Source organism: Paenibacillus sp. lzh-N1, from assembly GCF_002872435.1.
In the GTDB taxonomy this organism is placed as follows: domain Bacteria; phylum Bacillota; class Bacilli; order Paenibacillales; family Paenibacillaceae; genus Paenibacillus; species Paenibacillus polymyxa_C.
Window position 1 is genome coordinate 926537 of record NZ_CP025696.1, and the last position, 25356, is coordinate 951892.

At 46.1% G+C, this 25356-nt stretch carries 29 protein-coding genes; 10 read left to right on the plus strand and 19 right to left on the minus strand.

What is annotated here, in order from left to right; genetic code table 11:
• Nucleotides 1-478: 478 nt before the first annotated feature.
• From C0638_RS04185 to C0638_RS04215, 7 genes are all read right to left on the minus strand, one after another.
• Nucleotides 479-1993, minus strand: coding sequence for an MDR family MFS transporter (locus C0638_RS04185; protein WP_040102153.1), 1515 nt, complete (start codon nucleotides 1991-1993; stop codon nucleotides 479-481).
• A gap of 174 nt (nucleotides 1994-2167) precedes the next feature.
• On the minus strand, nucleotides 2168-3727 hold the full coding sequence (locus C0638_RS04190; protein WP_058711669.1) for an ABC transporter ATP-binding protein: 1560 nt from the start codon (nucleotides 3725-3727) through the stop codon (nucleotides 2168-2170).
• Between the two features lie 54 nt (nucleotides 3728-3781).
• Nucleotides 3782-4369 (minus strand): ECF transporter S component, encoded by a 588-nt coding sequence (locus C0638_RS04195; RefSeq protein WP_025678048.1) that lies wholly within the window; start codon nucleotides 4367-4369, stop codon nucleotides 3782-3784.
• A 163-nt stretch (nucleotides 4370-4532) separates the two neighbouring features.
• Nucleotides 4533-5288 (minus strand): energy-coupling factor transporter transmembrane component T family protein, encoded by a 756-nt coding sequence (locus C0638_RS04200; protein ID WP_058831251.1) that lies wholly within the window; start codon nucleotides 5286-5288, stop codon nucleotides 4533-4535.
• Complete coding sequence (locus C0638_RS04205) at nucleotides 5272-5868, minus strand: GNAT family N-acetyltransferase (protein WP_040102156.1); 597 nt, start codon at nucleotides 5866-5868, stop codon at nucleotides 5272-5274. The genes C0638_RS04200 and C0638_RS04205 overlap by 17 nt, the downstream gene beginning before the upstream one ends.
• Before the next feature lie 187 nt (nucleotides 5869-6055).
• The gene (locus C0638_RS04210) at nucleotides 6056-6361 is read right to left on the minus strand and encodes a hypothetical protein (protein ID WP_058711671.1); all 306 of its coding nucleotides are present in this window, start codon (nucleotides 6359-6361) and stop codon (nucleotides 6056-6058) included.
• Between the two features lie 110 nt (nucleotides 6362-6471).
• Nucleotides 6472-7479, minus strand: a complete 1008-nt coding sequence (locus tag C0638_RS04215) for a hypothetical protein (RefSeq protein ID WP_058711672.1) — start codon at nucleotides 7477-7479, stop codon at nucleotides 6472-6474.
• Between the two features lie 216 nt (nucleotides 7480-7695).
• Between C0638_RS04215 and C0638_RS04220 the strand changes: the two genes are divergently transcribed.
• Nucleotides 7696-8175 (plus strand): GAF domain-containing protein, encoded by a 480-nt coding sequence (locus C0638_RS04220; protein WP_013369361.1) that lies wholly within the window; start codon nucleotides 7696-7698, stop codon nucleotides 8173-8175.
• A gap of 90 nt (nucleotides 8176-8265) precedes the next feature.
• Complete coding sequence (locus C0638_RS04225; RefSeq protein WP_013369360.1) at nucleotides 8266-8742, plus strand: hypothetical protein; 477 nt, start codon at nucleotides 8266-8268, stop codon at nucleotides 8740-8742.
• Nucleotides 8743-8837: 95 nt separating this feature from the next.
• Here C0638_RS04225 and C0638_RS04230 read toward each other — a convergent pair whose 3' ends face one another.
• The 3 genes from C0638_RS04230 to C0638_RS04240 all read right to left on the minus strand — a co-directional run bounded on the left by C0638_RS04230 (nucleotide 8838) and on the right by C0638_RS04240 (nucleotide 11244).
• Nucleotides 8838-9602 carry a MerR family transcriptional regulator gene (locus tag C0638_RS04230; protein ID WP_013369359.1) on the minus strand — a complete coding sequence of 255 codons (765 nt, stop codon included), beginning with the start codon at nucleotides 9600-9602 and terminating at the stop codon, nucleotides 8838-8840.
• 241 nt (nucleotides 9603-9843) lie between these two features.
• Nucleotides 9844-10215, minus strand: a complete 372-nt coding sequence (locus tag C0638_RS04235) for a MerR family transcriptional regulator (RefSeq protein WP_013369358.1) — start codon at nucleotides 10213-10215, stop codon at nucleotides 9844-9846.
• Nucleotides 10216-10329: 114 nt separating this feature from the next.
• On the minus strand, nucleotides 10330-11244 hold the full coding sequence (locus tag C0638_RS04240; protein ID WP_102163353.1) for a transcriptional regulator: 915 nt from the start codon (nucleotides 11242-11244) through the stop codon (nucleotides 10330-10332).
• 249 nt (nucleotides 11245-11493) lie between these two features.
• Between C0638_RS04240 and C0638_RS04245 the strand changes: the two genes are divergently transcribed.
• Both C0638_RS04245 and C0638_RS25290 read left to right on the plus strand, forming a co-directional pair.
• Complete coding sequence (locus C0638_RS04245; RefSeq protein WP_013369356.1) at nucleotides 11494-11958, plus strand: AbrB/MazE/SpoVT family DNA-binding domain-containing protein; 465 nt, start codon at nucleotides 11494-11496, stop codon at nucleotides 11956-11958.
• A 416-nt stretch (nucleotides 11959-12374) separates the two neighbouring features.
• The gene (locus tag C0638_RS25290; RefSeq protein WP_199771166.1) at nucleotides 12375-12959 is read left to right on the plus strand and encodes a hypothetical protein; all 585 of its coding nucleotides are present in this window, start codon (nucleotides 12375-12377) and stop codon (nucleotides 12957-12959) included.
• A 135-nt stretch (nucleotides 12960-13094) separates the two neighbouring features.
• Here C0638_RS25290 and C0638_RS04255 read toward each other — a convergent pair whose 3' ends face one another.
• Nucleotides 13095-13661, minus strand: a complete 567-nt coding sequence (locus C0638_RS04255; RefSeq protein WP_058711675.1) for an NAD(P)H-dependent oxidoreductase — start codon at nucleotides 13659-13661, stop codon at nucleotides 13095-13097.
• A gap of 418 nt (nucleotides 13662-14079) precedes the next feature.
• Here C0638_RS04255 and C0638_RS04260 point away from each other — a divergent pair, with 418 nt between their 5' ends.
• From C0638_RS04260 to C0638_RS04275, 4 genes are all read left to right on the plus strand, one after another.
• Nucleotides 14080-14991 (plus strand): helix-turn-helix transcriptional regulator, encoded by a 912-nt coding sequence (locus tag C0638_RS04260; RefSeq protein WP_058711676.1) that lies wholly within the window; start codon nucleotides 14080-14082, stop codon nucleotides 14989-14991.
• Between the two features lie 88 nt (nucleotides 14992-15079).
• Nucleotides 15080-15430, plus strand: coding sequence for a nuclear transport factor 2 family protein (locus tag C0638_RS04265; RefSeq protein ID WP_058711677.1), 351 nt, complete (start codon nucleotides 15080-15082; stop codon nucleotides 15428-15430).
• Nucleotides 15431-15462: 32 nt separating this feature from the next.
• Nucleotides 15463-15750, plus strand: a complete 288-nt coding sequence (locus C0638_RS04270; protein WP_025678031.1) for a DUF1330 domain-containing protein — start codon at nucleotides 15463-15465, stop codon at nucleotides 15748-15750.
• A gap of 84 nt (nucleotides 15751-15834) precedes the next feature.
• Nucleotides 15835-16629, plus strand: a complete 795-nt coding sequence (locus C0638_RS04275) for an SDR family oxidoreductase (RefSeq protein WP_058711678.1) — start codon at nucleotides 15835-15837, stop codon at nucleotides 16627-16629.
• Between the two features lie 158 nt (nucleotides 16630-16787).
• Here C0638_RS04275 and C0638_RS04280 read toward each other — a convergent pair whose 3' ends face one another.
• From C0638_RS04280 to C0638_RS04305, 7 genes are all read right to left on the minus strand, one after another.
• A complete protein-coding gene (locus C0638_RS04280) occupies nucleotides 16788-18206 on the minus strand; it encodes an aldehyde dehydrogenase family protein (RefSeq protein WP_058711679.1) in 1419 nt (472 codons plus the stop codon).
• Nucleotides 18207-18249: 43 nt separating this feature from the next.
• A complete protein-coding gene (locus tag C0638_RS04285; RefSeq protein ID WP_013369348.1) occupies nucleotides 18250-18678 on the minus strand; it encodes a universal stress protein in 429 nt (142 codons plus the stop codon).
• Between the two features lie 27 nt (nucleotides 18679-18705).
• Nucleotides 18706-19917 (minus strand): MFS transporter, encoded by a 1212-nt coding sequence (locus C0638_RS04290; RefSeq protein WP_058711680.1) that lies wholly within the window; start codon nucleotides 19915-19917, stop codon nucleotides 18706-18708.
• A gap of 40 nt (nucleotides 19918-19957) precedes the next feature.
• On the minus strand, nucleotides 19958-20413 hold the full coding sequence (locus C0638_RS04295; RefSeq protein WP_013369346.1) for a MerR family transcriptional regulator: 456 nt from the start codon (nucleotides 20411-20413) through the stop codon (nucleotides 19958-19960).
• A gap of 351 nt (nucleotides 20414-20764) precedes the next feature.
• Entirely contained in the window at nucleotides 20765-20866 is a 102-nt protein-coding gene (locus C0638_RS25550; RefSeq protein WP_014599460.1) for a hypothetical protein, read from the minus strand.
• Nucleotides 20867-20960: 94 nt separating this feature from the next.
• On the minus strand, nucleotides 20961-21563 hold the full coding sequence (locus tag C0638_RS04300) for a TetR/AcrR family transcriptional regulator (RefSeq protein ID WP_058711681.1): 603 nt from the start codon (nucleotides 21561-21563) through the stop codon (nucleotides 20961-20963).
• Nucleotides 21564-21797: 234 nt separating this feature from the next.
• Nucleotides 21798-22409, minus strand: a complete 612-nt coding sequence (locus C0638_RS04305) for a pyridoxamine 5'-phosphate oxidase family protein (RefSeq protein ID WP_025678021.1) — start codon at nucleotides 22407-22409, stop codon at nucleotides 21798-21800.
• Nucleotides 22410-22524: 115 nt separating this feature from the next.
• Here C0638_RS04305 and pdxR point away from each other — a divergent pair, with 115 nt between their 5' ends.
• Together pdxR and C0638_RS04315 are read left to right on the plus strand one after the other, a co-directional pair.
• A complete protein-coding gene (pdxR, locus tag C0638_RS04310; protein ID WP_058711682.1) occupies nucleotides 22525-24054 on the plus strand; it encodes a MocR-like pyridoxine biosynthesis transcription factor PdxR in 1530 nt (509 codons plus the stop codon).
• A 130-nt stretch (nucleotides 24055-24184) separates the two neighbouring features.
• Entirely contained in the window at nucleotides 24185-24613 is a 429-nt protein-coding gene (locus C0638_RS04315; protein WP_058711683.1) for a DUF1259 domain-containing protein, read from the plus strand.
• A 68-nt stretch (nucleotides 24614-24681) separates the two neighbouring features.
• On the opposite strand, the gene C0638_RS04320 is transcribed toward C0638_RS04315, so the two are convergent.
• A complete protein-coding gene (locus C0638_RS04320) occupies nucleotides 24682-25320 on the minus strand; it encodes a pentapeptide repeat-containing protein (protein WP_013369338.1) in 639 nt (212 codons plus the stop codon).
• Between the last annotated feature and the right edge of the window lie 36 nt (nucleotides 25321-25356).

Below are 25356 nucleotides of genomic sequence, written 5' to 3' on the forward strand. Positions count from 1 at the left end.
ACAGATTCCTCTATAAATTTCATCCTCATATTTTCCTAGTAATTTTCTGAAAATCCCTGTTTTTTCATTCTTATTACATTCAGAAAAATTTGTTACTTGATTTTTTTTCGTATCCCATTTTGCTTGGTTGGTTGCTTCATTCACATGCAAAATCGTTCTTAAATAAATCATACAAAGCCCGATTTGGAAGCGGGTTCAAAAAAATGGTTCCTTAGTACTGTACGGCTCAATACAGAAACAAATTTTTAGTTACAATTTTTTAAGACTTTTTTACCATTTCGTTACCTATTCGATATGAATATATCGCAATCTCTAGGGGGTTTTATTTTCTTTTTTATATACTGGGGAATTTATCGGTCCTATACGAGGTGGCTATTTTGCTAAATCAGTAGGAGAAGAGACCTTAGCATAAAGAAACAGCCCGGCCCCTTATTGGTGTACCGGACTGTCTCTTATAATGAAAGAAGTATATTATTTTTTATGCGTGTTCTCTTTGTGGTGCCTTTATACGCTGATCTGCCTCTTCTTCCGTACCCGGTGGGCGGTTCCGCAAGCCGAGGACAACAAACCAGCTAATCACTGCAATAACGACCATGATCACGAACAGGGAATGCAGACTGTTTTCCAATACAGACCGGAGTAATCCGGCAACCTTGTCACTTAGACTCTGTGAAGCATGCGGGGCCAGCAGACCATTGATATCCTCCTGCGTAACCCCTTGCTGAGTGAGCTGTCCGTCCGCTGTCTGGGCAGCAATGCGATAATTCAGCCATGAACCGAAGGCTGCAACCCCAATTGTTTGTCCCAACGTGCGCAGGAACGTATTCAAGGCTGTAGATGCGCCACGCAGCTGGAATCCGACCGAGGACTGAGCAATAATCGTGAACACGGTCATCGAGAAGCCGAATCCCAGTCCATACAATAATGTAGACAAGAACAGCAGCCAGATCGGAGCCGTTAGGTCCATCAAGGTCATGACGAAAGCTCCCAATACAATCAGGGTCAGCCCGATCAAAGAGGTTCGACGCGAGCCCAGCGTCAGCAAAATGCGTCCACCGATCATGGAGCCAAACAGCCAGCCTACGGACATTGGTGCCAGTGCCAGACCAGATGAAGCGGCATCTCCACCGTGTACGCCCTGAATCCATAGTGGAAGATAACTAGTCAGCCCGATTAGCAGGGTACTGACGAGTAGTGCAGCGGCACAGGAAAAAGCGATGTCCCGTATCCGAAACAGCTTCAGAGGGACCATCGGTTCCTGAGCGCGCTTTTCGATAACCAAAAACAAAACCAGGAACAAAATGGCCACCGCAGCCAAGGCCAGTAATTCAGGAGAAGCCCAGTCGATATACTGTCCCCCAAGGGCCAATACGAGCAAGAGTGCCGTCATCCCGATGGTAAAGGTAACTGCTCCCGCCACGTCGATACGTGCGGTACGCTTGCTTACCTGTTCCCGCAGGTAACGGGCGATGAAGAACATAGCCAGTAATCCAAAGGGAACGTTAAAGCCAAAAATCCATTCCCAGCCAAAATAGGTGACCACGTAACCGCCCAAGAGAGGCCCGACAAGGGAAGAAATCCCCCATACCGAGCTGATCATGCCTTGGACTTTACCACGTTCCTCCATTTTGTATATATCACCGATAATGGTAAAGGTAACAGGAATGACACCGCCTGCTCCAATCCCTTGAATAGCCCGGTATAAAATAAGCTGCTCCATACTACCAGCCAGCATACAAAGCAAAGAGCCAACCACAAATAACGAGCACCCAATTAGAAAAATGGGTTTTCGGCCAAACAAATCGCTAAGTTTGCCGAAAATAGGCGTGGTTACAGCCATCGTCAGCAAATATGCCGTAAAAATCCAGCTGAGCAAACTCACACTGCCCAGTTCACTAACAATTGTCGGTCCTGCTGGACCGATAACCGTTCCTTCAATCGCGGCCAGAAAAGTGGCCAATAGAACACCTGTCAGCACGAGCCCGCGCTTCATAGGTTTATCGTTTCCCAAGCAAATCACAAATCCTTTCCTTGTAAAAACTGTGTTGTATCTGTACGGTTTTTCCTTCCCAGCTTGGATGATTACCCGCACTGCATAATCGTAAACAGGCGGCCTATATAGGCCGCCTGTTGTGTACGATGTATATATATTATTGTCTACATATCCTTAATTTTTGTCAACTGTAATCGTATGATAACTCCCGCTATCTTCCGTTTTATAGAGATACCCCTCTTCCATACGAAGAACATGGCTGGCAAAGCGTTCAGCTATCTGTATATCATGGGTAATGATTAGAAAAGCCGCGCCTTCAGCAGCCTGCTCTGTACACATACGGAGCAGGCTATTCGCCCCTTCGTAATCCGTTCCCGCAGTTGGCTCATCCAAAATGTAAAGCTTTTTGGGTAGGATAAACTGTGCCGCAACGCTCAAAAGCCTTTTTTCGCCTCCACTTAGCAGGTACGGTGAGGCCTCCAGCCTGTGATCCAGCCTGGCGGCTGCCAGTAAGCGATGCGCTCGTTCCTCATAGGCGGCGGGAATCGGATCTCCGATCCGTAAACCAAACTTGGCGCGTACACTATACAAGCACTCTTCCCACACCGTTGCAGCTGCAAATTGATGCTCTGGTTGCTGGAACACATAGCCAATCCCCGCAGCCAGTCGGTGAATGGGCAGTTTCGACATATCCTGCCCCTCCCACCACATGCATCCCTTCGGTGCGGGGAGTAGACCCATAAGCAGCTTGCCCAGCGTGGTTTTGCCAGAGCCGTTCTCGCCCAGCATTACGGCTCGTTCGCCAGGCGCAAGGGCAAGACTCACACCCTTGAGCGCCGGGCGCTGGCTGCCGGGGTAGGTGAAGGGCAATCCCTTCACCTCCAGCAACGGCTGCCCAGCGCAGTTAGCCGCCGAGCCGGAATTCACCCCCGGCTCATGCGGCATGTCTTCCCTCCCTGCGGAAGAGGGGAGCAGCCCCCAGGCTGCCAGCTGCGCCCCATGCTCGCGCAGCAGCTCTTCGGGCGGGCCTTGCAGCAGCATAGTCCCGCCCTTCAGCACGATGACGCGCTGTGCTGCACGCGCGCCATCATCTATACGGCCGGACGCAGTGATCACCGTCCGGCCTGCGGCATGAAGCCGCCGACATAGCAGGACGAAGTCCCGTACAGCCGGCGGGTCCAACTGCGCAGCTGCGTCGTCGAACACGACCAGCGGCGCTTCCAGCGCCAGCACCGCAGCAATGGCGGTGCGTTGGCGCTGGCCTCCCGAGAGGCGCCGCACGAAGGAGCCGCGCTCGGATGCCAGGCCGACGGCCTCCAGTGCAGCAGCAAGGCGCTGCTCTATTTCTGCCGGAGGCACGCGCAGGTTCTCCGGTCCAAAAGCAATTTCGTCTTCGACGATTCCCTGCACTAGCTGAGCATCCGGGTCCTGAAGCACGACGCCGACAGTGGTGGCGACCGTAGCCAATTCAGCGGTGTCGGGGTCCATCCCGTACACGGTCAGCTCTCCCGTCCGTTCACCCTCGCCAGAACGGGACAACCCGCCATGAAGCAGCTGGCACAGCGTAGACTTTCCACTTCCGCTAGCTCCAACAATGGCTACATGCTCGCCCACCGCAATGTCCAGCGTCAGACCATGTAACGCTGGCTCCACCTGGTCATCATACCGATAGCCAAAATTCCTCAAGGACACGGCCACTCTATTCTCAAAAGCATGATCACTACGTTCATTCATAACCGAAATACCCTCGATCCCTATTGTTCAAGCTATAGCCATGCATAGCCTTGGTTATGCACGTGAAGCGCGTCCCAGTTCAAAGCGTTTTAACAGCCCCGTTCCATTTAAGGCATCGCCCAGTACTTTCGTCAGCAGACCACACAGGACAATGCCGCTCAGGATACGAACGACCAGTGCAATCGTCAGCACCTTCCATCCCCAATGCATATAGCCAAACATATTGGCTGCCACGATAAACCACAGCGGAACCATGGCTCCGCCCGCCAGCATCAGTGAAACTGTGTTCCAGCGGCGATATCGCAAAAGAGCAAATACCAGTTCCGCCACAACCATATAGCAGACAGCCGCCGCGATGATAGACGCAATTCCATAGGCAGAGCCCATAAAAGACTGCACTACTGCGCCAAAGGCATAAGCAATTACCGCCGTACCTGGCTTACGAATAATATAATAGGCCAGCAAACCATATATCATGTACAGCCCGACGATAGTGGAAGTTGCAATAGGCCCTCCCAGACTGTTTAACGTTTTGTTAATCATCGACAAATACACAGTCATGACGCCGTTCAACGTAGCCAGCATGGCCATTAACACGATATCCAGCGTTGTAAACTTGGCAAAAATACGAGATTCTTTCATATATATTTCTTGACTCCTCTCCATAATCTAGTATACAAGGTCATAGACTCTGGCCCTTGTACAAACTGTTACTGTATAAATGTATTCATCCGCCGTCTCATTGTCAACCTAATTTTATTTAACAAGTTGACAATGAGAGCAAAAAAAAGGGGCTGCTTCTTTATCATACCCACCATAAAACAGCCGTAGCGAATACAGCAATCACAGCATATACGTAGCCTAAACGCCCATTTTTCAGTGTACGAAAATACGTCCGTTCTGCATAAGCGCCAAAACCTTTGCCCTCCATAGCCAGTGCCGTCTGTTGAACCCGCCTCACAGCATTCACCAACACAGCAGCCGCATACCCGCTCCACCATGATAACCGATTGCTCCATCCTCGTGGTGGCTCCTGTCCGCGGACACGCCGTGCAGCCATAATTGTTCGCCCTTCTTCTTCCAATAAGGGTAGAAACGTCAACGCCACTGAAATACCGAACGCAAACCGATAAGGCACACGCAAGCGCAGATTCAAAGCCTGCACAAAATCTCGGGGATCGGTCGTTGAGAGATAGATATAGGATGCCAAAAACAATACAAAAATCCGCAGCGTTAATGCCCCCGCGATATCCAGTCCCTCAGCTGTAATCACAATGGGTCCCCATGAAGCCACTTCATGTCCTTCTCGAATCGCTAGGATAGACAGTATAAAATATGGAATCCCTAAACCAATCAGGAACGACATAGCGCGAAGTTGTCGTGCCAGGGTCAACCGTGCACCCAAGCCAGCCACAGCGATCAGTACCGCCAAGAGTGCCGCTTCCCGTAGCGTCGAATCCCATGACATCGACAGAAGACTAAAGCATCCCACCCATATAAGCTTACTTAACGGTCCAAGCCTGTGCAGCGGCGACGAACCGCCGTTATACTGAAACAGCATTTCGTTGTACCTCCAGTCTGAGCCATTCTTCATGCAGTAATGAGTACATCAGCATATCCTTAAAACCTGTAGATGTATGCTGTACCTGCCGTAACAGCCCTTCCTGGGTCCAGCCCATCGAGGACAGCAGGGCTTGCGAGCCTGTATTGCGCGGGTCCACCAGCGCTTCAATCCGATTTAATCGGATCGTGCCATATCCGAATGAAAGCACCAAGCGAAGCGCCTCTGTCATATAGCCCTGTCGCCAATAAGGCTTGGCCAACTCATAGCCAATCTCGGCTTTATAAGCTCCCTCTGTCTGCCAATAATTAAAGCCGCAGCTTCCAATCAGCTTCCCGTTGTCCTTCAGCTCGATCCCCCAGCGCAGCGCATCCTCCGTCTTCGCCAGCTCATTCAACAGCCCAATCATATCCTCAGCATCCTCACGTCCTGACATACCGGAAAGATTCATATAACGGTGAACCTCCGGGTCAGACCAGCAAGCGAACATCGTAGCAGCATCCCGACTTTCCATCCTTCGCAGCCGAAGACGCGGGCTTTCCAGCAGTGGTATATGCCCCTTACATGCATATGCACACATGTTCCATCATCCTTCCAACATCAAAATACAACAAATATACGCTACATTTAAGCATACACCTCCAACAAACACAACCTTATTAAAGTGGACAGACCCTATAAAATCAAATTAGCCCTCCGCTTCCTGGAATCAGGAATGAAGAGGGCTACCTTTTATTTTTATATGATTTTTTTGTGTCCCTATTCTTTTAAGAAGAGGCACGGGCAGCGACTTGCGCTGGATTTTTCACAACATCTTCGTACAATACGCCTAGCATTGACTGAATCTCCTGCAATTCTTCGATCCCTGCGCCGGTAAGGCTGAACATATCATCATGCGGTGTCAGAAAGTTTTCCTGTGTCAGGTTTTCCAGCTCCTGCTTGACTTCACGTTCTCCTACGCGGTATCCGCGTTCTTCGAGTACAGGTTGTATATCACTCACCGTCAAATCGTTCTGCTGTGCGTAAGAAAGCATCTGTATACGGATAAACAAGTTCTGAACATCTGCATGCATCGTTTTAGCTCCTCCCTGGCCTAGGCCAACAATATTATACTGTTTTTACCCTTTGGAGGACAGCTGGAAACAGATGAGGGATAACCTTTGCAGAGAATTGCTCTCTATTATTACTTAAATCCCAGTTCATAAAATTGACCCTTTGAATTAAAGGTACCGATTAGAGATGGAGATCCACTTTTCGTAAAATGCACGACAGCCGTCAACTTGGGATCTAGTTTTGCTTTATAGCCCGTCAGGTCAACCTTCAGAAGCTCCTTGGATTGCCCAGCTGCATTTTTCAGCAGTTGAGGCTCGCTGTATGATTTCATTTTTTTGTAGGCTTCTTTATAATTGGCAACCGGGTCCTGCAATTCATATGCCGCAACCTTGATTACTTTATTCGTACCTTTTTCGACATTAACAAACACAGGATCAGTACCAAACATCAGGTTATACACGGTCTTTCCATTCTCAGTGATCAGCTGGGTTGGTTCATTCAACGCTCCCTGTTTCACGCCCTCCAGACCAGCGAAGACACCACTTGCCGCCTTCAGTGCGTTTTCATCTATCTCCTGCTTGGCAAGCATCTTTACTGTGCGCAGCACTTTACCCTCCCGCAGAATAATAATGTTATTATCGATTCTGGTATATAAATCTACTGCACCTTTAGGATACTCCGGGCTTTTATCCACTGAAATATTTACGTTTTCCGGTATTTTGCTTGCTTCCGGTTCCTGGAGAACGCTTTTCAATGCGGCTTGAAGTTGCTGTTTGTAGCTATCCTTGAGCTCTCCCCAGGATTGATCTATATATATACGTTCTAATTCACCCTTCTTGGTAACCATGACTTGACCGTGTTCCACACCTTTTATACTGAAATCCCAACCGTTCTCGTTACCCATACTCCATTTCTTTGCCCCACTAAACGTATAGCTTTTGCCTGTTGCTGCTTTTAAATGCTCTTGCGCCTTTTGTACAATTTTAGCATCCACTTCTTTTAGGGATGATGCTCCTGTTGCAGCTTGTGCAGGTTGGGTATTTTTCGTTGAAGCTCCATATACTGCCGATACCGGAACAGCCGTCAGAATCAAACTCGCCACCACCGCGGAGGTGAGTGTGTAATATACCTTTTTCATAATAAAAAACTCCTTTTCCCTTATTTTTTCTGTCCAGAGATTAGATTACGGAGACTAGCCAAAGGTTACAGAGAATTTTTCAGTTGACTGAATATGTACAATCGTTATATCTTAAATTAATTAACCAATGGTAAAAGCGATTTGCACAATTACCTATTTTTGGTGATATATACAACTGTTAATATGAAAATTTAATGTTAGGAGCGTGGTCTCTACATGTTTCAAACTATCCCTTACGAAGGAACACGTCAGGAACAATTCGAATCCGTTCTCGGACAACTCCGGGCACTTGTTCACGATGAATCCAATAGGATTGCCAATTTAGCGAACGCTTCAGCGTTACTGGGTCACTTTCTTCCAGATGTGAACTGGAGTGGCTTCTATCTTTATGATGGGACTGAGCTTGTACTAGGTCCCTTCCAGGGTTTACCCGCATGTATACGGATTCCATTGGGGCGCGGCGTTTGCGGTACCGCAGCAGCTGAACGGCGAACACTTGTCATTGACGATGTACATGCATTTCCAGGACATATCGCCTGTGACGCTGCTTCCAATAGCGAAATCGTTATCCCTCTAATCAAGAACGATGAGCTGATTGGGGTGCTGGACATTGACAGCCCGCTAAAAAGCCGATTTGATCACGAAGATCGTGTATTCCTAGAGGAATTTACGGCTATTCTGGTATCCAGCCTGTAACCAAAAATTGTGCATATATATGCTCTTCCTTCGCCACAATATATGAGGGTCCTAAAACCTAAACTATCCGGCGAAGGAGATTGATGATCAATGTTCAACAACATGGCTCCGCAACAACAAATTCATCAATGTGAACAAATTATTCAGCAATTGGTACAACAAACACAGCAAGGAACCGCTATGTATCAACAGTTGCTGCAACAAGAGCAACAAAATGCATCCAGCCTTGAAAGCCTGATGCAACGTGAACGTAATGCGGCTCAAATGATCCAAACCGCAATCCAGGACCACCAAAAAGCTATGCAGCAATACCAACAAGTTATTCAACTGTGTAGTCAGCTGGAAAACACCATCCGCTCGAGCAACCAAATGACTCAACCTGGATTTGGCGATAACTATGCTTCCCGTAGTATGCAACCATCCGCCTTTAGTACAGGAAGCCACATGAATCACAACTTTCCGCAACATATGGGGACGACCGGACAACATTTTGCAGGCAGTAGTAACATGCAGCAGTTCGGAAACAGCAGTCAACAAGGCATGAGAACAGCACCAAGCGGCATGTAAGCTGCTTTACACAAAAAAGGGTGAACAGCAGGCCGTCGATTGGTTTGTTGTTCACCCTTTTTTCATATTACTTATAGCCCTTTCATCAGCTATTGCTAGGTTAATTCCCGCTTGGCCAGCTCCTTCATTCCGTCTCGCAAATACTCAGCCAGCCCAGGGTGATAGCCTTCATACATTTTACTGAAATCCTCATGTTCTACATACAAGTCTCCCAGCCCGCTATAAATTTCTGCTGTAGGGGTATAAAATCGGCTTACCCATTGAAGATGACGGCGGATCAGCGCCTGTACTTCTACACTGTTATGCTTCAATCCCTTATTCATGGCTTCAGCCAACTCCCGATGAATCTGATCTGCCTCTGCCTGCGAATCCAAATAATCCTCTTTGCTCCAGTTCGTCGTCGCAGTCTTACTCTCCTGAACCTTCTCTTCGACCTGTGAACCATAACGTTCCGTCAGATCACGTTCATACATTTCTTGTTTTTCCGGGTTAAACCCTTGGTACATTTGCTCTGGTTCCATCGTTTGTTCTCCTTTCAAATGAGCCACCGTTTCGTCGATGGTCTGAAGGAGAGTATGCAAGCGGAAGACCTTGGCCTCAATATTGGCTCGATGCACCTGCAAAACCTCAGCCTTTTGTTCCTTGGTTTGCTCCAGCACATTGCCAATTTCGGATAAAGGCAAATCCAGTTCCCTGTACACCATGATTTGCTGAAGCCTCAATAGTTGTTCCTGTTCGTAATAGCGATATCCATTATTTCCGATATGATGTGGTTTCAGCAATCCAATTTCATCATAATAATGCAAAGTTCGAACGCTGATTCCCGACAGATTAGATACTTCCTTAACCGTATAAGCCATTCCGCTTCACCTCCCTTGCTTTCACAGTCTACAGCCTCACGTGGCGTGAGAGTCAATACCCCCACTTCCCCACCTTGGTACTACACTTTTACCCTGTAAGCACATTGTGAACCGCCTAATTGCCAACGACTTTTCATACTTGCGACCTACAGCAGGTATCTTTAGATATCTATGCAAAAAAAAGCCCTACAGCGTATTTCAAATAGGCTGGGGGCTTCATATATTCAATTCGATCTGGCTACTAAGAGAAGCTTTTTCCCATGACCACATGATCGTAGTAAGCGATCTTTTGAATAATTTTCTCCAAATTGTGTTGCGTTTGTGCCATATGTTCTTCCACTTTCTTTTTGTGAGCAACCAGGAAATCTCTTCGCTCTTGGATCGTGGCTTCTCCTTTTACATTTAGCTCAAGGTATGCCTTAATTTCTTCAATGGTCATTCCTGTGTCTTTCATAGCCATAAGGAACCTGATCCAATCCATTTGTTTCTCGGTATATACCCTTCTCCCACCTTCATCCCGACCGACATCAGGTAGAATGCCCTCTTTTTCATAATAACGAAGGGTAGATGCTGGCAATCCGCTCCTGATTTCAACTTCTTTAATGGAGTACATGGTTGATCCCCTCCTCGTTCTTGTATTTTCGCTTCAAGTCAGCTGTAACGATAAGTATAAGTTTTCATAGAAAAGAGTGCAAAATTAGGATTTCCCTATTCACAAACTGAACAGCTAGCTCTCTCCCTGTCCTTCCCCTCGCAATTTTCCAATATAACTCCTTACATTCTCCTCCGGATGGCTCACTTCCCATTGATCCAACAGCCGATTGACCTCCTCATCCTGAGAATTCAACTGGTAATAAAATATGGCCGCTCGTAATTGGTGGTGCTCTTCGACAGGTTCATCATCAGGCCAGTGGTACTCTTGCTTGCCGTTCTCATCGGTAGTCCCTATCGCTCCGTCCAGTAACGGAGAGCGGCCTTCTAGGCCTTCACCACGGGCAATGGCTTTGAGAAAATCGGCATGTCTCATGGCAACATCAGGCGAACAACGGTGCAAATTCTCGAAAATATCAAAGGCATCAATCGGATCGTATTCCAGATTCTCAAGGAAATGCCTTTGCAGCAACGCGGCAACTTTCTTATTGCCCGTCAGTCCGGACAGAAAATAGAATGTAGGCATTTGTGCCTCATAACGAAAATCGTCGACATGGCTGATAATATCGTCCACAATCTGGTCGGTCTGAAGGCCTTCACGGGCTAACCGAGTTAGTATCCGCACCGCCTTATACTGCGTCCAATCGTACACCCCGAACGCCACCTCATACAGCATGGGAATCGCCTTTTCCCTGTAATTATAGATAATCTCAAAAATAGCATCCTGTTGAATATGCAGCCAGTCACCCAAACCTTCGTACTTGCCCGCCAAACACTCTGGCTTCTGCAACTCAGTCCCGAAAAAATAACGCGGAAATAGAGGCAATGCCTCTTCTCCTAGCATAGCAGCCGAATTTTTCGCCTCGGCGGTGAATTGCTCTGGCTGATCTACTAATCCGCCAACCTTTATAATGGCTGCAGGAATAGCAGTGTCCAAATTGATTGCCACCACAGCTTTTTTATTTTTCTTCCAAAACTGAAATATTCTCATATGTAATTCACAGCCCCTTAACGTATATTACTAAAAATTTCTTTGCCAACTAGAATATTGATTCTGAATATATATAGGCAATCCCCTATAATTCCTCAACACGTTTTCCACCATTAAACAAACATATTATGGGAATTACTTGTATACTTTTCAACAGTTTACTTAATATATGCGATTGCTTCTCTAAGCCTATTCTTTTTTATCATAATTATTTAGTATTATAAGGATATAAAAAAAGGAGGTTATCATTTGAAAAGTACAGGTATGACACGTCCCCTAGATGCGTTAGGCCGTATCGTCATTCCCAAAGAAATGCGAATTTCTATGGATTTTAATGTGGGTGATCCCGTTGAGATTTTCGCAGATGAGGAAACTGGTATTCTCGCCTTTCGAAAATATACCGGGGTGACGTGTAAAATGTGTGGTTCAGCAGAACAATTGACTTATTTTAGAGACAGTTTTATTTGTAAAGAATGTATTGAAAGTTTAAAGAAGGGGTTAAATTTCAGTCCTGTCCTGAGACCAGCCAAATCAGCTTTAGCCAACGGACAACGGTCGAATAAAGAGCCCAAACGTCTACGGCGATCAACACAGCAGATGATTGAAAGTCTCAAAGAATTAATGCAAAAGCAGCCCAATGCAGCACAGCACGAATATGCCAAAATGCTTGAGGTTTCCCAAGCCCGTATATCCCAGCTCAAAAAATTGCTATAACTACAGCTTGCTATCCTACATAGGTATACACCAGAGATTTCATCATGTACAGCTAATTTTGAACCGTGATACGCAGCATCATAGCTAACCGACAAAACGCATATGCGAAAATTCAATACTAGGTATAAAGAACCACTGGATGAATTGCAAGCGATTATGCCTTATTTAAGAAGACAATGCCAATTAATAGTAACGCCTAAATTAAACGAAATGACCTCCTCTATATAAAGAAGGTCATTTCGTTTATTTATTCATTTTAATGTTATTTCCAATCATCCAAATGCTTTACCCGTAAAGGTATGCTTTTTGGGGACAGTGAGTTTTAAAAAAATATCTTAAAGGAACATTGCCCATTCCAACGAGTACGTTTGCACATATGATGTCACAAAATTCAATCTAAAGGAGAGATACACACCTTGTCAAAACATTCTTCTAATCGTTCGATGGGACCGGTTGGTTTTTTTCCAACCACTACTGAAGTGAGTAATTTTGTTAATTTATGGGGGATATTTACTGTGAATGGTCAACAGATTGTTGCTTACGTAAAAAGCGTAGATCCCGTAAATAAATCAATGTTAGTGCTATATCCTAACGGTACACAGTCTTATATTGACGTTACTCAAATCAGTCAGGCACAAGGTCCCTATCCAAGTATGCCTTCTGTTGCAGGACAAAGCGGTGGCCAAGGCGGCGGTCAAGGTGGTGGATCGCATTGGCAGCCTCATGGGCAAGGCGGCAGCCAGGGCGGTGGGTCTCAATGGTGGCCTCCTCATGGGCAAGGCGGCAGCCAGGGCGGTGGGTCGCAGTGGTGGCCTCCCCATGGGCAAGGTGGCGGTCAGAGCGGTGGGTCGCAGTGGTGGCCTCCTCATGGGCAAGGCGGCGGCCAGGGCGGTGGGTCGCAGTGGTGGCCTCCTCATGGGCAAGGTGGCGGTCAGGGAAGCGGGTCACAATGGCCCTCCAGAGGATCTCATAGTGCTAATCGGAAAAATCGGAAAAACTAATACCCATCCCTTAGTGTAGCAAATTGATGCTTGCCATGAGCGAGTGTTGATTGGAACACATTCAATATTGCACCGAGCAAAAAGGCAACGCCTGCAGATGCACGCGTTGCCTTCTTTCCTGAGAACACATTTTCATTAAGCCTTGCTGGCCATGTCTGCAATCTGGTAAAGCCACTCTTTACGTGTATCTTCATCGGATTGGGGTACCGACTCGAAAAATAGATGATACATAACGTCAAGTCCGCAATATTCAAATATACCTTTATCGGACGTCAAGCGAAGTGCTTGATCCATGCCATTGCTGGCATATTCCGCATGTGATTTCCCTTGTGTGTTGAGGATGATGACCTTCTTCCCCTTGAGCAGTCCCATCTGCACCCCGTTTACATATTTGTAAGCAAATCCGTAAGAGAATACGCGGTCAATATACCCTTTCATTATGGCTGGCATCCCCGTCCACCAAATCGGATAAATAAAGGTGATTACCTCTGCCCATTGCAAAAACTGCTGTTCCCGCACAATATCTTCTCCGATTCCTCCAATAATCTCGCTACTGCTGACTACAGGTTGAAAGCCGATATCATACAGATCACGAACCACCACATCATGTCCTTTTTGCTTTAGCCCCTCCACTGCAGTGGTCAAAATTGCATGATTAAAGCTTCCCTCAGATGGATGCGCGTAAATAATAAGATGTTTCATCTTTTTCTCCTCCATTTACAAATAAAATGAGTGATTGATCAATTACATAACTTCATACTTCTTCATCTAACTGAATCTTTATCAATCTATAGTTCCAATAAAGATACGTTTAGTAAACTTGAAGCAGTCTCTTGCTCATGAATGTTACCTCGTTGCTTGTTAATCAATTAGTAATTGATCAATCACTAACTAACTGGCCTCAGTATAGTTTATTCCTTTTTATTTTGCAAGTGCTTTTGGTTCAACTTTATATAAAAGATTGTAAAAAGATCTGATCCAAGGCAGTGTTATTATCGCTGTCCAAAGAAAATAAAAGTCCCCCTGTTGATGCCCATTAGGGTGTGATGTAGAGCAATCACTTAATATGACTTTATAATGTCATGTTATAAGGTGTATGCTACCGAGTGAGGTGAAGCTTATGCCATTAAGCAGACATTTTGAAATCGTTTATATGTTACTCCATAAGAAAAAGGTGACTGCTGACGAATTGGCAGAGCATTTTGAGGTTTCCACACGAACGATTTATCGGGACATAGATGCCTTAAGTGCAGCTGGGATTCCCATCTACAGCAGTAGAGGCAAGGGTGGCGGAATATCATTGATGGAGGGTTATGTCTTTAACACCTCTTTACTGTCCGAGCAGGAACAAGATGATATCTTAATGGCCCTTCAGAGTGTGGCTACAGCTACCATCCCACAGGTAGAAGAAGTGCTAAGCAAGTTGAGTAGGCTTTTTAAAAAAGAAATGGGAAACTGGATCGAAGTAGATTTTTCGCCATGGGGAAGCCAAAACAGCCAGAGACAGCTATTCACTCTTATACGCAACGCAATAATCACAAACCGTGTTATAAAGTTCCGCTATTATAACGTCGCCGGGGAACAGAGTTATCGTAGCGTCGAACCTGCCAAGCTCTTGTTTAAAGATAAATCCTGGTATGTGGAGGGTTACTGTTTAAATACCGAAAGTTATCGTGTATTTAAGATTAGCCGAATGAAAGAGATTGTAGTTACGGAAATTAGTTATGAGCCAAGAACAGTCGTGGCATCTACAGATACAAAGATGAACGACTTGCTTCATACCATTGAAGTAACTCTTCACATTTCTGCTCAAGGAGCTTACCGCGTATATGATGAATTTGCCGAGAAAACAATTACTCAGAGGGAAGACGGCTCTTATATCGTCACGGCACAATTTCCTGTAGGCAATTGGTTGGACAGTTATCTGCTATCCTTTGGTCCCCTCCTTATAGAGGTTAGCCCCGAACAAGTACGTACAAGAATATTGTCTCATTTAGAAACGATGAAAAGAAATTTAAATGATCCTCTATAATATGACATCATGTAGTCATATTATTACTGCTATGATGAGTTTGAAGTTATCGCTCACCACATACTCACCATAGGAGGTTGAAGAATCAATGAATTCACATAGATCGATGCCACCAGCAGTAGAAACTTACTTTACATCAGCGAACAAATCCCGGCTTGAAGCATTTACTTCCGCTTTCGATAAAGATGCGTTGATCTTGGATAACCATCGCGAAATCAAAGGTATGGAAGCCATAAAATCATGGTGTGAAGCAGAAATATTTGAGCCGAATGTCACCTTCGAGATCGTGGATATGGATGACATTAATAATACCATCGTCGTAATTGCGAAAGTAGACGGAGACTTTGATAAATCGAATCTTCCCGACCCACTCCTACTTAAACATCAATTTCTAGTAAACAACAATAAAATTAAAGAACTGATTATTACACTTCCATAAAGAAATTAAAAAATAAGAAAGGGAAAACGTATATGCCCGCTTATGTTGTTTTTATACGTGAACAGAGTACCGATCAAACTGAACTCCAACTCTATTCTCAGTTGGCACCGGCAGGTTTGGCGGGACATTCCGTCACCCCCCTAGCAATGTATGGCGCATACCAGGTCCTCGAAGGACCCGATATTGAAGGGCTGGCCATCTTGGAATTCCCCACTTTTGAGGAAGCACAAGCTTGGTACTTTAGTCCAGCCTATCAAAAAGCCCTAAAGCATCGACTGCGCGGAGGGCGGTACCGGGGTATCATTGTCGATAGTGTGTAAGGTTCGCAAAACAAGTGAATCCGGAGTAGAGATACCTAGAGATATTTCTCAACCACATTGTCAAAATTAGGAGGAATCATTCACATGAGTTTTCAATTAGAAAGCATTTTAAGTGAGTTTAAAGGCAAAAAGGCCTTGGTCACAGGCGGTACCCAAGGAATGGGAGAGGCTATTGCTAAGAGACTTACGGCTGCAGGTGCTACTGTAATAACTACGGCTCGAACTACTCCAGTTAATTTAGAAAATCCGGACCTATTTATTCCAGCCGATATTAGTACGCCTGAAGGTGTAGATAAAGTGGTAAACAGCGTTCTTGAGCGCCTAGGCGGTGTAGATATTCTTGTCAACAATGTTGGAGGCTCGTCTGCCCCATCCGGGGGAGCTCTTGTCTTGACGGACGAGCATTGGCAGCAAACTTTTAACGCCAATCTGTTTGCTGCCGTCCGTTTAGACCGTGGACTGCTGCCGGCTATGGTGGAAAAGGGTTCAGGTGTTATTATTCATATTTCATCCATTCAACGTCGCTTGCCTCTATATGATGCAACATTGGCTTACGCTGCGGCCAAAGCAGCTTTAACTACTTACAGTAAAGGATTATCCAAGCAGTTTTCGCCTCAAGGCATTCGTATTAATACAGTTGCGCCAGGCTTTATCGAAACGAAGGCAGCACAAAGTTTGATTGATCGGATTGCTGAGACGACAGGCGACCGAGAAAGTGCATTAAAGCAACTAATGGACTCGTTGGGAGGAATTCCAATTGGTCGTCCAGGACTACCAGAAGAAGTTGCTGAGCTTGTTGCTTTTCTGGTATCCGACCGGGCCGCTTCTATTACAGGAAGTGAATATAATATTGACGGTGGAACAGTTCCAACGGTCTAAAACTCAAGCTAAATACGCTTTATCCAAATATTCTTCAGTCTAACACTTTATTTTCATCTGACATTCGCGCAAATAATGAGAAAAAAAAGCCCATCTAATGAGCAGACATACGTAAAATGTATTATCTATGTCCATCAGATAGGCTTCTATATAGCTATTTACCGTTTAATAACGATCAGCTTGGTTTCCAGCATTTCTTCCATAGCGTACTTTACACCTTCGCGTCCGGTGCCACTTTGCTTCACACCGCCATACGGCATATGGTCAACACGGAAGCTTGGTATGTCATTGATCATCACGCCTCCCACCTCAAGCTTGTCCGCTGCATCCAGCGCGGTCGTGATATTACGTGTGTAAATTCCCGCCTGTAAGCCATAAATTGAATTATTCACATGATTCACAGCCTCATCTACAGAGCTAACGGAATGAATCAGCACAAGTGGGGCAAACACTTCGCGGCAGGATACCTTGGAAGTCGGGTCCACATCGAGCAATACGGTTGGCTCCAGAATCCCTCCTTCGGTATGCCCACCCAGAGCGATCCTCGCGCCTGCCTGGACTGCTTCCTCCAGCCACTCACGAACACGCTCGACATTCTTGGCTGAGATGAGCGCCGATACGTCCGTGTCCGGGTCTAGCGGATCTCCAATTTTTAAACGTTGAGTCGCCTCTACAAATCGGGATACAAATGTATCATACAGCTCATCGACAACGTAAATACGTTGAACCGAGATACATACCTGCCCCTGATTGGCAAAGGCTCCACTTACACAACGGTCGATGACCGCGTCCACATCCGTATCACGGTCAATAATAACAGCCGCGTTGGAACCCAGCTCCAGCGTGACCCGCTTCAAGCCAGCCTTGGAGCGAATTTCTGTACCGACCGCCGGACTACCGGTAAAAGTGATATAGCTAACGCGCGGATCAGTGACAAGTACGTCGCCAATGGTTTTACCATCGCCGCTGATCACGTTAAGAGCGCCCGCAGGCAACCCGGCCTGCTCCAGCAGTTCCGCGATCAAGTAAGCCGACAGCGGTGTCTGCTCCGCAGGCTTTAATACGACCGTATTGCCTGCTGCCAGCGCAGGGCCCACTTTATGAGCGACCAGGTTCATCGGGAAATTAAATGGTGTAATAGCTCCTACTACCCCGACAGGTTCTTTAAGCGTGTAGGCCATTCGGCCCTCGCCGCCCGGTGCTGCATCCAGCGGAATGGTTTCCCCGTGAATGCGCTTGGCTTCTTCGGCTGCGAACTTGTAGGTTTGCACGGTCCGATCAACTTCCGCGAGCGCAGCCTTCCATGGCTTGGACGCTTCGCGTGCAATAATACGTGCTGCATCCTCACGCCGCTCTTCCAGCAGGTCAGCCAGCTTCTCCAAAATAGCTGACCGCTGGTGCGCTGGCATGGCCCGCATCTCTGCACATGCATCAGATGCGGCCTGAATAGCGGCCTTGGCATCCTCAGCAGTGGCCTCTGCTACCTCAGCAATGACTTCCCCGGAATACGGTGATTTCAGTGTCGTATATGATGAAGCTACTTGCCATTCACCACCAATAAATAAATGCTGCTGCATGCTTTTTTCCTCCTTTTCTCTATATCAATGTTCCTTTTAACATCTATTTTACCGTCAGTACCGGACAAGGTGCATGCTGAATCACATGATGACTCACACTACCCAGGATCAGCTCCGAAACAAGTCCCTGTCCCCGTGTTCCCATAATGATCATATCCGCCTTTTCCTGCTTTGCACTCTCGCAAATAACACTCGCCGGATCACCATGACCCGCCAGCATACGGTACGAAATGCCCTCGTCCTTCAAATAGTCGGCTGCAGGCTCCAGAATATGACGACCTTCCTCTTCGATCCGCTCATCCACATCAATCCCAACCGGGGGCTCATTCATGGATAAAGTCGGATTTACATGCAATACGGTCAGATGCAGGTTTCCCTGAAGCTGCTTGGACAACGTTTTGGCTGTCTCCAATGCCTTCATAGCGTGTTCCGAACCATCAATCGCGACCAGAATCTGTTTGAATTCGCTCATATTCTTTTCCTCCCCAGAAGTTCAATGTTAGTGTGCATCTACCTGAATATCCTGCATATGTCGGCGACGTACGATCAGCACAGCTACACCAATCAGTACCATCAACGCTCCAAAATAAAACGGGGTTTCTGCTGAGTACCACTCTGACAGCTTCCCTGCAAGCCACGGCGAAATGGCCCCGCCCAAAAAACGCATAAAGCTGTAGGCCGCAGATGCTGTCGAGCGCTCCACTGGAGCAGCCTGCATAACAGCAGTGGTAATCAATGTATTATTAATCCCCAGAAAAATACCAGCTACAATGACGGCGACAATCACAGTCGTTGGCGAACCAGCTACCGTCCCAATCGCCATAACACCTAAATCAATAGCGAACAATGTGAGCATGATACTAATGGAAGATACCACGCTCAAGCGTGCTTGAATCTTTGGAGCCACAAACACCGAGGTAAAGGCCAACATAATTCCCCAACCAAAAAACACGTAACCCAAACCATGCTCGTCTAAATGCATTACATATGGAGAATACGCCATCAACGTAAAGAATCCAAAGTTATATAACAATGCGACAATGCCGAGCGTGAACAAGGCAGGATAACTTAGCGCTTTGAACGGATCGGCAATGGAACCACGTTTTTTGGGCTTTGGAATCGAAGGCAGCATAAACGTAATGAACAAAAATCCCACTACCATCAGTCCAGCTACACCGAAAAACGGACCACGCCAGGAAATGGAACCTAACTCACCGCCCAGCAGCGGGCCGACTGAAATCCCGAGGCCTAAGGCCGCTTCATATAAAATAATTGCTTTAGCTGTTCCAGAAGTAGACAGACCTACAATCGCAGACAGCGCTGTTGCGATAAACAAAGCGTTCCCCAAACCCCAGCCTGCTCGGTAGCCTACAATTCCGCCAACCGTATTGGCCGTACCGCCCAATCCGGCAAACACAATAATAAATAAAATCCCGGTTAGTAGCGTCCATTTGACACCCAATCGACTTGATACGACGCCCGTAATCAGCATCGCAACGCCTGTCACCAGATTATAGCTGGTAAACAGCAATGACACTTGGCTTTTCGTAGCATGAAGCTGATCGGCAATGGCCGGAAGAATCGGATCGACTAATCCAAGACCCATAAATGAAATAACACAAGCAAAGGCGACCGCCCATACCGCTTTAGGTTGAGACAGCAAGCCTAAGCGTTCTTTTAACTCTTCAGGTAATGCATGTTGTGAACTCATATTATGATGTTACCTCCACATCTGAATGTAAATGTTCTTGTTATGATGGGTCGTGTTCAAGTTCCTCATCCAAAAGGATTTTGCGTTCACGAACCCTGATCCGCAGCTCTTCCAATTCAGTCTGGAGCATACGGATGCTGTTGATTTTCCCCTCCATTAATTCCAACTGTTCGTTCAGCGTACGTTCCATATCCTCCAACATGGCCCGTCGCTCAATTGGTTGCAAATGCTCCGTCCGCTCGCGATATTCCTCCCGCTGTCCCTTGAGCATTTCCGCTGCGGACATGTAACGCTGAAGCTCTTGCAAAGAAAAACCAAGCACTTCCTTGGCACTCACTATTTTTTTTAGTAGATCCACATCCTCCTGCGTATACAGCCGCATATTTCCTTCACTGCGCTGCGGGGAGGGCAATAAGCCGATTTCCTCATAATAACGAATAGTTCGCTTGGTCAAACCGCTTTGTTTCGCGACCTCATCAATTTTATACGTAACCATGACACCCACCTTATGAAAAAGATTATATATAAATACTACGCCTATATAACGTTAACGTCAACGTCAACTTTAAAACAAAAAGAAACCGCCTCTATTAGAGGCGATTCCTATTTGGGATTGCATGGTCATAGACCCGAAACATCGGCGCTCAAGCCCATGAATATCGCTTTAGATGAAAATAGTACGTGTGATGATAACCAGCAAAATGAAGAGTACCAGAATAACACCAGTGGAAGTAAACATGCCATAACCGCCACCGCCACAACCTCTTTCTACTTCACCCATCTCAGAATTCCTCCTCCCTCTGTCGATTACAACAAATCGCCCGAAATCAAATTCTTGAGCTGAGAATTAGATAACGAATGCTTTGGAAATAATAACGAGCAGAATGAAAAGTACTAGAATCGCTCCTGTAGATGTAAAAGCTCCATAACCAGCGCCTACTCCAGACATGGTGATTCCTCCCTTCATGGTTTACAAGAGCATCTTATGCTTATGTTACCGTCCATGATAGGGACAAATGCCGCGCCTGACGCCCAAATGTGGGTTAAGATTCTACGGTTCCGTATCCTTCGGATGCCAGCATACCACGATACAGTAGGTTTCGTGCCTGCATAGCAAGAACAGACGGACTTTCGCGCCCAGGCAGCAATTTCGTTAACGTCAGCCGTTCTATCAAACCGATCACGCATTCTGCTGTCAGTTCAGGGTCCAGTTCCTCACGGCAGGAACCCCATCGTTGTGCTGCCAGCAGATGTTTTTTGATGTGCTCTGCCATTTCCGCCTTAATGCGCACCGAGTCTGCTGCCTGGTAAAATCCGACACGAGTGATCGCCGGATTATTAGACAACACGCGAAAAATAGCCTCCAGAAACACTTGTCCCCGTCTCAAAATTTCAGTCTCGCTCTGATCCGGGTCTACCTTCATGCTCTGTACTGTCTCATTCACCAAAGTACGAAAGCTCTCCACAAGCTCCTCATACATCTGTTCCTTGCTTTCAAAATGAATATAAAAATCCGGCTGCGTCAATCCTGCACGCGCCGCGATCGAACTTACCTTTGTCTGATAAAACCCCGTCTGAGCGAACTCTTCAGCCCCCGCTTCCAGTAACAACCGTCGACTTTCCCGACTTCTGACTCCCGCTCTCATCACGGTCTTGCCCCCTTACGCCACAAATCTATCGTATTATAAAATTCCTTTGCAGTAAGAACAACGGGCTTGAGGATGATATATACCTGTCCTTCAAAAGTCCTAATACAGAAGAACTGAAGATTTTGGAAAATCAAGGGCATCCCCCTTCAAGGTATAATTAACCAATTGGACGGATGAACGAGCAGGAGTGAGTATATCGAAATCAAATTTATATATGATGTTATACAAATCTCAATGATGAGGACAATATTTACGCATCATTTCAATTGTTATCAGATCATCATCCAGCCCCCGTTGTTGCAAGCCGTCGATAATTTGCTGGCGCTCCTGATCTTTAACATTTTGGCCAAATTTAAACTTGGCGGTCCATTCCTCGGGTACAATTTTGATCAGAGCGACCCCTTTCAAACGTGAGGCATACCGAGAATCGTTGGCATCAATCGTGTCATACCCGCCTTCCGGTTGCAGCTTACTCATAAAAATGGAAAATGCTGATGCTTTTTCTTCCAAATCCACTACATGCTCCGCATGACCACGCACGGTAATACTTTTAAAAAATGAAGTCGCAGGACATGCCATATGTTCATCTGTAAAATAAGATGGAATGAGCGCATATTCTTTGGCGGCTGAAAAAGTAACCCGATTATCCTCTTTCATCCGTTCCATCTTTTCTCCAGCACGGCTGCCATGAATATAAAAAACGCCATTCCCATAAGCGAAATTCAAGGGAACCACACGCGGAAAACCATCCTCGCTGTTCATGCCTAAAAATCCGAAACTGACCTCGCTTAGAAACTGCTCTATTTCCTCTAGTTCTGCCACTGTAAATTCTTTTCTTCTCATAGGGATCTCTCCTTCCATCTATTGACCAACAATACATTTCAGATTATGTTGAAAATGGATTATTAAAAAGACCCAATATAAACGAAAATGACTGGTCCAATATAAGGAGAAAAGTATGGACATTACGATTGCTTATCAGCGTGCGATTCAAACATATCATTTGAAATACTTGGCATTGTATCACGCTCTTCGAGAGGGAATTCTCACTGGCTCCCTTGCCAGCGGTACCCGCCTGCCTTCCAGTCGCGATCTGGCTGTGATGTATGGAATTTCGCGCGGGAGTGTTAAAGAAGCATACGATATGCTGTTGGCAGAAGGATATGTGAATTCGGTAGTAGGCAGAGGAACGTTTGTTATGGAACAGACCGCAATGCTGCCAGACGAATCTCTAATCGACCAGCAAAACCAAAACTCACCTAATACAAAACAAAAAGCCCCTGCTCTGTCAGCATGGGGACAACGAATAATGCAGATCGAAAGGGAACGAGCCTTATACGCGACTCCTGTGTATGCTACAGATAGAGATGGTGCACACCAGCCTTTGATTTCTTTTCAAGCAGAAGAAGTTATATTGGAGGGTAGCTCACAGATCGCATGGAAAAGTGCATTGGCTGCCGCCGGCAAAGATCTGCAGAAGCCCTCGGATGACTCGATGCCTGCACCAGTGAACGGTGATAACTGGCTGCGTGAAGCGATTTGCCATCATGTTGGCAGAACACGCGGAATTACGGCCTCCCCCGAACAAGTCGTATTATGCAGCGGTTCCATGGAAGTGATCACGTTACTAAGTCAGCTGCTTATTCATGAACAAGATAACATTGTACTGGAAAATCCCTGTTATTCCGGCATCTATCGTGCAGTAACTGCCTCAGGCGGACAGATACACGCTGCTGAACTGGATCAGCATGGAATTATTCCACAGGATTGGGATGCCAAGCTCCTGTTTGTTACGCCTGGAAGGCAGTTTCCAACCGGTGCTGTATTGCCATTAACACGCCGTCAACATATTTTGCAATGGGCAGCGTCCAAGGGGGCGTGGATTATTGAGGATGATTATGACAGTGAATTCCGCTGGGCAGGACGCCCCATTGAACCCTTAAAAGCATTAGATCGCGCGGATTGTGTCATCTATGTCGGTTCTTTTTCCAAAAGTATGTTCAGCAACCTTCGACTCGGGTTTGCCATCCTGCCTGTGGAGTTGGCCCAAGCGCTGACTGCTGCCAAACGACTATACGATCCCCAGCCGCCTGCCCGCTTGGAACAGCGTGCACTGGCACGTTTTATGATGCGCGGAGACTACATTCGTCATTTGCGGCGGATGACTCGAATATACAGAGCACGCTACGACGTGTTCCAGCATGAAATACAGACGTTGAGTGAGCTGTTTCACTGGCATCAGAACGATTGCGGTCTACACGCCTATGCCATCTGGAAGCATGGGGCTGCCCAGTATCATCATTTGATGCAGACAGCACAATTTTATGGAGTCACATGGCGTGATGCCGCTGATTACCAACTAACACCAGGACCTCCTTCAGCCTGCTTTAACTTTGCTCACTTAACGGAGCAGCAGATTATCGAAGGTGTTAAGCGTCTGCGCCAAGCCTGGGACAGTATCAAACCTCAGTACACCGAGCAACGCTGAGGCTTTAAAAGGGTACTCCATTCGCACTTTATATATAGCAAATTAGACTAACGATAAAGAAGACTTGCCCTTTCCATTCCCTTACTCTTTCATATGATGCTAGTAACTTAAAAGATTTGGAGTGAGAGAAATGGCAGTTAGTCCACTTTGTAAACGGTTTGCCGATATATTAAAAGCAACACCTCAGATCATTAACGGAGTTTGTACTGCATCTGCAGTCAGAAACAACATCAAGCCAATCATTTTGGGGAAAAGGACCAGATCCTTTCTTGCAATACCCCAAGCTTTTTCTTTCGAGAGTATTGCCCGTAACGGAAAAGGATTATGTCTTGGTGAAACCGTGATTTTAACCGCAGAAATTAATCCGTTTATTTCTCGACTTCGTAAACATGATATCAAAGTGACGGCACTGCACAATCACTGGCTATTTGATAACCCCAACCTTTGGTACATCCACTTTGAAAAAGTAGAAAAGCCGCTTGTTTTTGCCACAGAAGTGCGTGACGCGCTTAATGTCTTGACAACGAAGCCTGTACGGCCGGTTATTAAAAAAAAATAAGCTATTAATAAATGCAAGAGATCCGCTTAGGCGGATTTTTTTTGTTATGCTACTTTGCCCTGAACCCCTTATTTGATCACTAGCCCCAAAAGGCCCACAAATGATGAAGCCTGATGCGGTGAGATGATGCAGCCATTCAAATCTTCTATCTCCACTTGTATTCCATCAAATTCGCAATCACTGAGATCTACCCCCTTGAGCTTGGACCCCGACAGGATGGCTTGATCCAGATTGCAACGGGCAAAAGAGGTTTTTTGTAGCGTTAAATGATAAAAATCTGTACTTATCAAAGAACAATCCTCAAAACCAACTTGCTTGAAATTCGCAAAACGGAACATTGAATAATCCCCTAAGCAATCCAGAAAACGAACGTTTTGGAATCTGCTTCTCGAAAAATCCGTTCCAAGCAATTTACAATTTCTGAACTCTGCGCGATGGATAAAGGAACCGGAAAAATTAACATTAGACAGATCACATTTATCAAAAATGACGTCTGTCCATTCACTTTCTGGCAATGACGATTCTGTGATGGTTACATTTTTAAAAGTCATCTTCTCTAATGAAACTTTAACTGCTTCGATATTGTCCAACATGATTTCCTCTACTGCCCCCACACTAAGTTCGTCTTTGGATCGTATGGAGCGTATTTCTTCATTTAATATGGGTAAGTCCGCAGGAATCTTCGGTGACTCCATTTTATTTTTCATGATACCTCTACCTCCACTATGAATAGACTTCTAGGA